1 protein-coding gene is annotated in these 538 nt (G+C 36.6%); it reads left to right on the top strand.

Translation table 11 applies throughout. The features are described 5' to 3' along the window. The coding region (locus M4I23_RS19720) for a M23 family metallopeptidase (RefSeq protein ID WP_249755563.1) at nt 1-538 on the top strand (538 nt) is incomplete at both ends.

Below are 538 nucleotides of genomic sequence, written 5' to 3'. Positions count from 1 at the left end.
ACAGATATAAAAACTTAGAAGGCTTTGATAACTCTAAACTTATTATTGAAAGTAATAAGCGTTTAGATATTTTACAAAAGCAAATTGTTGTGCAGTCCAAATCGCTAGATGAAATTGCTGTACTTGCTAAAGAAAAAGAAAAACTGCTAGCAGCAATACCAGCTATTCAGCCTGTTAATAATAAAGATTTGAAACGTATGGCCTCTGGCTATGGCATGAGATCAGATCCTTTTACAAAGGCTCGAAAAATGCACTGGGGTATGGATTTTACAGCACCACGTGGTACACCTATTTACGCTTCTGGCGATGGAATTGTGGTTCGTGCAGATTCTGGATCTACAGGTTATGGAAATCACATTAGAATAGATCATGGCTTTGGATACATTAGTTTATATGCGCATTTATACAAATACAATGTGCGAAAAAACCAAAAAGTACAACGTGGTGATTTAATTGGATTTGTTGGTAGTACCGGAAGATCGGAAGCACCACATTTACATTACGAAATTTTTAAAGACGGCGACCGCATAAACCCAAT

It is taken from the genome of Algibacter sp. L4_22 (assembly GCF_023473045.1).
In the GTDB taxonomy this organism is placed as follows: domain Bacteria; phylum Bacteroidota; class Bacteroidia; order Flavobacteriales; family Flavobacteriaceae; genus Algibacter.
This window is presented reverse-complemented; position numbering and strand designations above follow the sequence as displayed.